10 protein-coding genes are annotated in these 8,687 nt (G+C 64.9%); 6 read left to right on the top strand and 4 right to left on the bottom strand.

Annotated features, from left to right (window positions below):
- On the top strand, nucleotides 1-408 hold a 408-nt coding region (greA, locus tag J0I79_RS22775), incomplete at its 5' end, for a transcription elongation factor GreA (RefSeq protein ID WP_292864274.1).
- A 101-nt stretch (nucleotides 409-509) separates the two neighbouring features.
- Here the strand turns inward: greA and waaC are convergent.
- The 3 genes from waaC to rfaD are packed head-to-tail and all read right to left on the bottom strand — an operon-like array spanning nucleotide 510 to nucleotide 3,417.
- Nucleotides 510-1,490: a lipopolysaccharide heptosyltransferase I gene (gene waaC, locus J0I79_RS22770; RefSeq protein ID WP_292864271.1), complete on the bottom strand. Its 981-nt coding sequence runs from the start codon at nucleotides 1,488-1,490 to the stop codon at nucleotides 510-512.
- A complete protein-coding gene (gene waaF, locus J0I79_RS22765) occupies nucleotides 1,487-2,494 on the bottom strand; it encodes a lipopolysaccharide heptosyltransferase II (RefSeq protein WP_292864268.1) in 1,008 nt (335 codons plus the stop codon). The genes waaC and waaF overlap by 4 nt, the downstream gene beginning before the upstream one ends.
- Complete coding sequence (gene rfaD / locus J0I79_RS22760) at nucleotides 2,467-3,417, bottom strand: ADP-glyceromanno-heptose 6-epimerase (RefSeq protein ID WP_292864266.1); 951 nt, start codon at nucleotides 3,415-3,417, stop codon at nucleotides 2,467-2,469. Before rfaD ends, waaF begins: the two co-directional genes overlap by 28 nt.
- Before the next feature lie 144 nt (nucleotides 3,418-3,561).
- On the opposite strand from rfaD, the gene J0I79_RS22755 reads away from it, so the two are divergent.
- The 5 genes from J0I79_RS22755 to gmhB all read left to right on the top strand — a co-directional run bounded on the left by J0I79_RS22755 (nucleotide 3,562) and on the right by gmhB (nucleotide 7,611).
- Complete coding sequence (locus J0I79_RS22755; RefSeq protein ID WP_292864264.1) at nucleotides 3,562-3,792, top strand: type II toxin-antitoxin system Phd/YefM family antitoxin; 231 nt, start codon at nucleotides 3,562-3,564, stop codon at nucleotides 3,790-3,792.
- Between the two features lie 352 nt (nucleotides 3,793-4,144).
- Nucleotides 4,145-4,777 carry a LysE family translocator gene (locus tag J0I79_RS22750; protein ID WP_292864262.1) on the top strand — a complete coding sequence of 211 codons (633 nt, stop codon included), beginning with the start codon at nucleotides 4,145-4,147 and terminating at the stop codon, nucleotides 4,775-4,777.
- Nucleotides 4,778-4,900: 123 nt separating this feature from the next.
- A complete protein-coding gene (gene rfaE1, locus J0I79_RS22745) occupies nucleotides 4,901-6,394 on the top strand; it encodes a D-glycero-beta-D-manno-heptose-7-phosphate kinase (protein WP_292864260.1) in 1,494 nt (497 codons plus the stop codon).
- A 7-nt stretch (nucleotides 6,395-6,401) separates the two neighbouring features.
- Nucleotides 6,402-6,974: an SIS domain-containing protein gene (locus J0I79_RS22740; RefSeq protein ID WP_292864258.1), complete on the top strand. Its 573-nt coding sequence runs from the start codon at nucleotides 6,402-6,404 to the stop codon at nucleotides 6,972-6,974.
- Entirely contained in the window at nucleotides 6,967-7,611 is a 645-nt protein-coding gene (gene gmhB, locus J0I79_RS22735; protein WP_292864256.1) for a D-glycero-beta-D-manno-heptose 1,7-bisphosphate 7-phosphatase, read from the top strand. The genes J0I79_RS22740 and gmhB overlap by 8 nt, the downstream gene beginning before the upstream one ends.
- Before the next feature lie 7 nt (nucleotides 7,612-7,618).
- Here gmhB and J0I79_RS22730 read toward each other — a convergent pair whose 3' ends face one another.
- Nucleotides 7,619-8,413 carry a glycosyltransferase family 2 protein gene (locus tag J0I79_RS22730; RefSeq protein WP_292864254.1) on the bottom strand — a complete coding sequence of 265 codons (795 nt, stop codon included), beginning with the start codon at nucleotides 8,411-8,413 and terminating at the stop codon, nucleotides 7,619-7,621.
- Between the last annotated feature and the right edge of the window lie 274 nt (nucleotides 8,414-8,687).

Raw genomic sequence — 8,687 nt, 5'->3', positions numbered from 1 at the left:
CAGGAAGAGCGGCCGCGCATCATCGAGGCGATCTCCGAAGCGCGCTCGCATGGCGACCTGTCCGAAAATGCCGAATATCATGCCGCCAAGGAAGCGCAGAGCCTCAATGAGGGCCGCGTCAACGAACTCGAGGACCTCATCGCGCGCGCCGAGGTCATCGACGTCACCAAGCTCAGCGGCGACAAGGTCAAGTTCGGCGCCACCGTGGTGCTGGTCGACGAGGACACCGAGGAAAAGAAGACCTACCAGATCGTCGGCGACCAGGAGGCGGACGTGAAGTCCGGCCGCATCTCGATCTCCTCGCCCATCGCCCGTGCGCTGATCGGCAAGGAAGTCGGCGACGCCATCGAGGTCAACGCACCCGGCGGCGCCAGGGGCTATGAGATCGTCCAGGTGCAGTTCATCTAGAACCTTTGGGTCCGGGCTGATCAGCCAGGTCTGCGCTGCCCCTCATTGGCCTGCAGGCGGATGAGGGGCTACGCTGATGTCACAATCATTCGACTGAAAGCTCAGTCTTTACCGATATTTGTCTGGCTAAGCTCCAGCAGTCTTTCCGCCTCCGCCACAACTTCCGCCGGCTCAACCCGTCCGCCGGGCGCAGCCAGCAGCGTCGACGCAAAGGGCCCGCGCGGGCCGGTCAATCCCGGCTCGGTCGCCAGAAACACCGCGACCGTCGGCAGGCCGAAGGCGCTGGCGAGATGGGTCAGGCCGGTATCGGCGCCGATGACCAGCGTCGAGCGGCCGAGGATGGCGGCGATCTCGGCCAGCGGTGATTTCGGCACCAACACGGTGGACGGCACGGCCATGGCGATCGCTTCCGCCACGGCCTTCTCGCGCCCGTTCGACCAGGTGGTGACCGGCGTCAGGCTGCGTCCGACCAGCAAGCGGGCGGCTCCGATCCAGTCCTCGACCGGCCATTTCTTGTCTTCGCGGCTGGTGCCGTGCAGCAGGAAGGCGGTCTTCCCGTCGATGGCGGCGATCGTGCCCGCCGGCACGGCGATGCCGGAGTTGAGGGTGGAGAGATCGGGCTGGTAGCCCAGCGCCTGCCCGAACAGCCGCCGCGTCCGCTCGATGGCGTGCAGGTCGCGCGGAACATGATAGGTGACATCGTAAAACAGCGTTGCCGAGGGCTCGCGCGCGCTCGAACGGTCGAAGCCGGCGATCGGCGCGCGCGCCTGCCGCGCGACGACGGCCGATTTCAGCAGGCCCTGCGCGTCGATGACGAGATCGTACCGGCATTCGCGCAAGGCACGGCGCAAGGCCGATGCCTCGCGCCAGGTTGCGCCATTGAACGGCGACTTGCGCCAGCGCCGGATGGCGACGGTGTGGATCCTGCCGATCGCCGGATGAAGCGCCACGATGCCGGCGAAGGCTTCCTCGACGCACCAGTCGAAAGACACGTCCGGCCGATTCAAGGCGGCGTCCTCGACTGCCGGAAAGGTGTGGATGACATCGCCCATCGACGATGTCTTGACGATCAGGACCTTCATGCCGCGGCCGGAAGCTCCAGCAGCCGTTCCGCCGCAGCCGCGACCTGCCCGACTTCCAGGGTCCTCAGGCAATTGAGATGGCCGAGGGGGCAGATTTTCTGATGGCAGGGCGAACAGGACAAATGGAGCCAGACAAGCTCGCGGCGCTCCGCCAGCGGCGGCGTGTTTTCAGGCGAGGTCGAGCCGTAGATGGCGACGACAGGCGTGCCGACCGCCGCCGCGACATGCATCAGCCCGCTGTCGTTGGAGATCGCCAGCCGCGCCGCCGCGATCAGGTCGATGGCATCCTCCAGCCTGGTCTGGCCGGCAAGGTCGACGACGCCGGGGGCGAGGGCGGCGATTTCGGCCGTCACATCGCGGTCGTTCTTCGAGCCGAACAGGGCGACCTTCAAACCCTTGCCCATGAAGTCGCGGGCAAGGCCGGCATAGTGCTCGCTTGGCCAGCGCTTGGCCGGTCCGAACTCGGCGCCGGGCATCAGGGCCACGAATGCCTGCCGCGCCAGCCCGAAACGGTCGAGCAGGGCGGCCTGATTGCCTGGATCCACGGTGAGATGCGGTGCCCGGAACGTGCCGCCCCGGGCGAGGCCGAAATAGGCCTGCGCGGTGCGCCGTTTCAAGGCATCGGGCAAGGGGACGATGTCGGTCAAAAGGCCATAGCGCATTTCGCGCAGATGGCCGAAGCGGCGTGGAATGCGGGCAAAGAACGGGATCAGCGCCGACTTCCAGCTGCCCGGCAGGATGTAGGCCATGTCATAGCGGCCCCGCAGCAGGCGGCCGAAGCGGCGGCGATGGGTGAATTCGAGCGCGCCTGGTTTCAGCGGAAAATCGATCTGCTGGCGGATTTCGGGCATGCGCTTGACCAGCGGCGCGGCCCAGGCCGGCGCCAGCACATCGATCGCGGCATCGGGATGGCGTTCTTTCAGCGCCGAGAACAGGCACTGCGCCATCACCATATCGCCCACCCAACGTGGGCCGATCACGAGGATCGCTGGGCTTTCAGCCATTCGACATAGTCTCTGACGCCGGTTTCGACGCTTCGGAATTGACCGTTGTAACCGGCCGCGCGCAAGCGGGACATATCAGCTTGCGTAAAGCTCTGGTAGCTGCCCTTGAGATGATCGGGGAAGGGGATGAACTCGATCTCGCCCTTGCCCAGCGTGTCGATGACGGTTTCGGCGATGGCCCGGAAAGGCTGGGCGCGGCCGGTGCCGCAATTGAAGATGCCGCTCGATCCGCGTTTCCATAACCACAGATTGACGTCGGCGACATCGCCGACATGGATGAAGTCGCGGCTCTGTTCGCCCGGCCCGAAACCGTCATAGGCGCCGAACAGTTTCGGGTTCTCGCCGCGTTCGACCTGGTTGAACAGGTGGAAGGCGACCGAAGCCATGGCGCCCTTGTGCGCCTCGCGCGGGCCATAGACGTTGAAATAGCGCAGGCCGGCGACCTGCGAATGATCCGTATCGAACACCGTTCGCCTGACATAGTCGTCGAACAGTTTCTTCGAATAGGCATAGACGTTGAGCGGCCGCTCCAGCGCCGGTTCCTCGCGGAACTCCGAGCCGCCGCCATAGACGGACGCCGAGGAGGCATAGAGAAAGGGCACGCGCAGCGCCTGGCAGGCATGCAGCAGCCGCTTGGAGTAAGCGTAGTTCACCTCCATCATGAACTTGCCGTTCCACTCGGTGGTGGTCGAGCAGGCGCCCTGGTGGAAGACGGCCTCGATGCGGCCGAGCGAGCCGGCCTCGATGCGGGCCAGGAAGTCGTCCTTGTCGAGGTAGTCGGCTATCCTCAAATCGGCGAGGTTGGCGATCTTGTGGCCGTCGGTCAGGTCGTCGACGACCAGGATGTCGTCATGCCCCTCGGCATTGAGCGCGGCGACGATGTTGGAGCCGATCATGCCGGCGCCGCCCGTGACGATGATCATGAAGGCCTCTGGCTGCTTGCGATTCCGGTCCTTATAAGGGAGGCAGGGTGGGCTGTCGATAAAGCAGGCGACCGCACGACTTGGCTCCCTTCAAGCCTGTCTGTTTTGTCCATTTTGTCTATTATGGTCAAAACGGAGTGTCCAATGAAACACTATCCATCGACTGACCTGAAACAGAATCTCGGCGACGTGCTCGCGGCTGCCAGCCAGCAGCCGGTCTCCATCACTCGCCATAACAAGCCGAGATACGTCCTGATGAGCATTGAGGCTTATGAGGCTCGCTTCGGCGATGAAAGCCGTCGGGCCTACTCGGCGGAGGATGCACCGTCCGAACATGTCGAGATGCTTGAAGCTGCCGGGTTGGATCGTGATTAGATCCAGCGGTGCTTGGCTGGCAGTTGCCATAGGCTGCTTGCTGATAACCACGTCAGACTAGCGCCGCCCCTCATCCGCCTGCCGGCACCTTCTCCCCGTATAGTGACGGGGAGAAGGGACTAGCCGCAACCTCGCCGCCATTTCCTGCAGCGTCGACAATTGGCGAAACAATCGATGACAGCGTCCCTCTCCCCGTCTCTATACGGGGAGAGGATGCCGGCAGGCAGGTAAGGGGCAGCGCCAACGTCTGGAAAAGTTTGATAGGATGAATTCGGAGATATCCATATCTGTGCTATCGCCCGTATGGAGTAGGGCGCAGCCTGTCAGAGACGCAACTACCGAGGGACAAACAATGCCGTCGACCGAACTGCTCATCGCGTTTTTCCTCACCACGGCGATCTTCGCTTATATCCCTGGGCCGGCCATGCTCTACGCCGCGGCGCAGACCATGGCGCGCGGACGCTGGTCGGGGCTGACGGCGGCGCTCGGCATTCATCTCGGCGGCTATGTGCATGTTTTCGCCGCCGCCGCCGGCCTGTCGGTGCTGTTCCATGCCGTGCCGCCGCTTTACATGGCGGTCAAGCTGATCGGGGCGCTCTACCTGATCTGGCTCGGCGTCTCGCTGTTTCGCAAGCGTGCGGAGGGCGACATGGCGCTGCCGGCGATCGAGCGGAAATCGGCCCGCCGCGCCTTTTTCGAGAGCATCACCGTCGAAGTGCTCAATCCCAAGACAGCGATCTTCTTCATGGCCTTCCTGCCTCAGTTCATCGATCCGTCGGCGGCGTTGCCGGTGTGGCTGCAATTCGTGGTGCTGGGCACGATCGTCAATCTCATGTTTTCTTCCGCCGACATCGCCTGCGTGTTTCTGGCCGGCTTGCTGATCGGGCGGTTGCGGCGCTCGAGCCGTGCGCAACGCCTGATGCAACGGGCGGGCGGCGCGGTGCTGGTCGGGCTTGGCGTTCATGTCGCCCTGCAGAAGAGCTGACGCGGCGCTGCCGTTGCGCTGCGCGGATTTGCGGTATATCGGCTTCGCCATGGGCGATACGGCCCGTAAATTGACAATTTTCAGCACCATTGAGATCGGCCTTTCCCACGCATTGCCAGTGACATGATCAAGCACAATCCGCCTTCTCCCGAACCTCTGCATCGCGCCATCGCCCGCTTTGGCGATGTCACCGTGCTGGTGGTGGGCGACCTCATCCTCGACCGCTTCGTCAACGGCGTCATCGAGCGGATTTCGCCGGAAGCGCCGATCCCGGTGCTGCACGGGCGCAGCGAGATGTCCGCCATGGGCGGGGCCGGCAATGTCGTGGCCAACATCATCTCGCTCGGTGCGCGCGCCGTCCCGGTTTCGGTGATCGGCACCGATGTCGCCGGCGACAGCCTGGTGCGGATGCTGGGCGAGCTTGGCGCCGAGACAGCGGGCCTTTCGCAGCAGCGCGGACGCATGACCTCGTCCAAGAGCCGGTTCAGCGCGCTGAACCAGCAGGTGCTGCGTTTCGACGAGGAAGAGATCAAGCCGCTCGGCCAGGCTGAGCGGGCCGAACTGGTCCGGCATTTCCGCGCCGCGCTCGCAAGTGCCGACATCGTCATCCTGTCCGACTATGGCAAGGGCATATTGCTCGACGGCGTCGCCGCCGAATTGATCGCCATCTGCCGCGAGGCGGGAAAACCGGTGCTGGTCGACCCAAAGGGGCGCGACTATTCCCGCTATGCCGGAGCGACCGCCATCACTCCCAACCGCAAGGAACTTGGCGAGGCTGTCGGCCATGCGGTGTTCGCCGATGACGAGATCGTCGAGGCCGCCCGCGAGCTGATCTTGGCGCATGGCTTCGAGTTCGTCGTCGCCACGCGCAGCGAGAAGGGCATGAGCGTGGTCGGCCCGCAGGAGGCGCGCCATATCGCCACCCAGGCGCGCGAAGTGTTCGACGTCTCGGGCGCCGGCGACACGGTGATCGCGACCTTCGCGCTGGCGCTGGCCGCCGGCGCCGATCCGGTCGCGGCCGCCTCGATCGCCAATGCCGCCGGTGGCGTCGTGGTCGGCAAGCGCGGTACCGCGCGGCTGAGCGTCGAGGAACTCACCGGGGCGCTGTTCCGCTCGCATGGGCCGACCGCCCACAAGGACGCCATCCTCGACGCCTCGTCGGCTGCGCGCATGGTGGCGGCGTGGAAGGAAGAGGGCTTGAGCGTCGGTTTCACCAATGGCTGTTTCGACATATTGCATGCCGGCCATGTCAGCCTGCTGCACGCCGCGCGCAGCCAGTGCGACCGGCTGGTGCTCGGTCTCAACAGCGATGCCTCGGTGCGGCGGCTGAAAGGGCCGGGCCGTCCGGTCAACGACCAGCACGACCGCGCCTGCGTGCTGGCGGCGCTCGCCTCGGTCGACGCCGTCGTGGTGTTCGACGAGGATACGCCGCTGGCGCTGATCGAGGCGCTGCTGCCCGACATTCTGGTCAAGGGCGCCGACTACACGATCGAGACCGTTGTCGGCGCCGACGTGGTGCAGAAGGCCGGCGGGCGCGTCGTGCTGGTCGATCTCGTCGCCGGCAAGAGCACCACCAACACGATCGGCAAGATGCGCGCCGGCGGCTCGGCAAATTGAGGGTTCCATGTCCGACTTGAACGACTATCTGGTCCGCTCGGCGGCCGCCATTTCCGCCATGGTCGAGCGCGACCTGACCGGCGAGATGGAGCGCGCCGCCAGCGCCGTCGTGACGGCGCTGTCCTCGGGCAAGGCTTTCCTGATCGCGGGCAATGGCGGCTCGGCCAGTGATGCCATCCACATCGCGGGCGAACTGGTCGGCCGCTTCCTCAAGGAGCGCAAGGCCTACAACGTCATCGCGCTGCCCGCCAATGCCGCCGTGCTGACCGCCTGGGGCAACGACTATGGCTTCGACACGGTGTTTTCGCGCCAGGTCGAGGCGCATGGCTCGGCCGGCGGCGTGCTGCTGGCGATCTCCACCAGCGGCAATTCGCCGAGCATCCTGGCCGCCGCCGAGCAGGCGCGCATGATGGACATGACGGTGATCGGCCTGACCGGCGACACGGGTGGCAAGCTCGCGCCGCTCTGCGACATCCTGCTCAACGTGCCGTCGACCTCGACGCCCATCATCCAGCAGGGGCATCTGTGCCTCTACCATCATCTCTGCGAAGTGGTGGAAACGCGCATGTCGAATGGCTGAGGAGGCGGCGCCGCATCCATTGGTGGAGCCGGGCCTCTGGGTGGAGCGGATCGGCAGCAGGGTCTTTTCTCCCGGCAGGCCGGCTCTGTTCCTCGACCGCGACGGCACGATCAATGTCGATACCGACTATCCCAGCGATCCGGCCGAGATCGAGCTCAGGCCGCAGATGCTGCCGGCGATCGCGGCCGCCAACCGGATAGGCATTCCCGTGATTGTGGTCACCAACCAGTCCGGCATCGCGCGCGGCTATTTCGGCTGGAGCACCTTCGCGGCGGTGAACAGCCGGGTTCTCGAACTGCTGGGCGAGCAGGGCGTGTCTGTCGACATGGTGCTCGCCTGCGCCTACCACGAGGCGGGCGCCGGGCCTCTCGCGGTTGCCGATCATCCGATGCGCACGCCCAATCCGGGCATGCTGATCGAGGCGGGCAAACGCCTCGACCTCGATCTCAAGCGCTCGCTGATCGTTGGCGACAAGCTTGCCGACATGCAGGCCGGGCAGGGCGCCGGCCTGGCGCAGGGCTGGCTGGTGGACGGGGAAGCGACCGACAGGCCCGGCTTCGCAATCCAGCGCCTTTGCGATGATGACGATCGCGACGGCCTTGTCGCGGCCATCGAAAAGCTGGGACCGGACGCCTGAGCCAGACTCACACAGGTCCGTCGCGTTCCGTGGCTTCGTAGAGCTTGGCCTCGGTGGCGAAGGAATAGATCATCACCGACATCGAGTAGACGAAACCGTGCCGGCCGCACAGGAAGTAGCGCTTGGCCAGGTAGAATTTCAGGAAGTTGCCGAGCGGCGACAGCACCAGCCGCACCAGGCCGGGTTTCTTGCCTTTCTCGACCAGCGTGACGGCCTTGAGGCTGGAATAGCTGTTGGCGCGTGCGAGGTCTTCCTCGACCGATATTTCGCGCCTGTGCAGCAGCACGCCGTCCTCGATCGTGTCGGTTTCCCCCGGCACGCGGAAGGATTCATGCACGCGCGCGGTGAGGTCCATGGTGGCGCCTTGCCGGCGGAAGAGGCGCAGCAGCCTGTTGTGCAGCACCCAGCGGTGCGCATAGCCGTAGCCCTTCAGCCAATCGCGGCGGCGGATGTACCATCCGTCGATCTTGCCGTCGGTCGCCTGAGTGGCGGCCACGATCGATCGCCGAAGCGCGTCGTCAACACGCTCGTCCGGGTCGATGGAGAGGCACCAGGGCTGGTTGGCGTGCTCGAGCGAGAACTGGCGCTGACGCGGAAAGCCCGGCCAGTCATTGTGCAGCAGCTTTATCGGATAGCCCTTGGCGATATAGGCTTGCACGCATTCGATGGTGCCATCGGTCGATCCGGAATCGACGATGATGATCTCGGCGCAGAAATCGATGCTTTCCAGGCACGGGCCGATCATGTCGGCCTCGTTGACGCAGATGATGAGCGCCGAGACCGGGCTTGCAAATCGTGTCATGGATCCCTTCTCTTGGCGGATCGTCCCCGGAAACGCGCTGCTTGCACCGTCTGTCCCACGCAATCCCCTGAGGGAAGGCGTTGCGCGCCTTTCCCGGGAAAACCGTTACATATTTTGCCCGCAATTGCTTGAGAAACCATCAAGCGCCCGGTCAGGCAAGTCCGGCATTGCCGTCCATCCCTTGTATATCAGCGTCTGTCGAACACCAACGCGGCGGCTGTGTGGCGGCACGGATTTGCGGAACAAGGACTTTGCGGGGCAAGGATTTTGCGGG

Origin of the sequence: Mesorhizobium sp. (assembly GCF_017306585.1) — a bacterium.
In the GTDB taxonomy this organism is placed as follows: Bacteria; Pseudomonadota; Alphaproteobacteria; order Rhizobiales; family Rhizobiaceae; genus Mesorhizobium.
Note: the sequence above shows the minus strand (reverse complement) of the source record. Positions and strands in the feature narration are given on the sequence as shown.

What these genes read in the sequence shown, in the direction of transcription:
- waaF (WP_292864268.1), bottom strand. Translation starts at nt 2,494, where the DNA reads ATGGCTGAAAGCCCAGCGATCCTCGTGATCGGCCCACGTTGGGTGGGC.
- gmhB (WP_292864256.1), top strand. Translation starts at nt 6,967, where the DNA reads ATGGCTGAGGAGGCGGCGCCGCATCCATTGGTGGAGCCGGGCCTCTGG.
- J0I79_RS22740 (WP_292864258.1), top strand. Translation starts at nt 6,402, where the DNA reads ATGTCCGACTTGAACGACTATCTGGTCCGCTCGGCGGCCGCCATTTCC.
- rfaD (WP_292864266.1), bottom strand. Translation starts at nt 3,417, where the DNA reads ATGATCATCGTCACGGGCGGCGCCGGCATGATCGGCTCCAACATCGTC.
- J0I79_RS22755 (WP_292864264.1), top strand. Translation starts at nt 3,562, where the DNA reads ATGAAACACTATCCATCGACTGACCTGAAACAGAATCTCGGCGACGTG.
- J0I79_RS22750 (WP_292864262.1), top strand. Translation starts at nt 4,145, where the DNA reads ATGCCGTCGACCGAACTGCTCATCGCGTTTTTCCTCACCACGGCGATC.
- rfaE1 (WP_292864260.1), top strand. Translation starts at nt 4,901, where the DNA reads ATGATCAAGCACAATCCGCCTTCTCCCGAACCTCTGCATCGCGCCATC.
- waaC (WP_292864271.1), bottom strand. Translation starts at nt 1,490, where the DNA reads ATGAAGGTCCTGATCGTCAAGACATCGTCGATGGGCGATGTCATCCAC.
- J0I79_RS22730 (WP_292864254.1), bottom strand. Translation starts at nt 8,413, where the DNA reads ATGACACGATTTGCAAGCCCGGTCTCGGCGCTCATCATCTGCGTCAAC.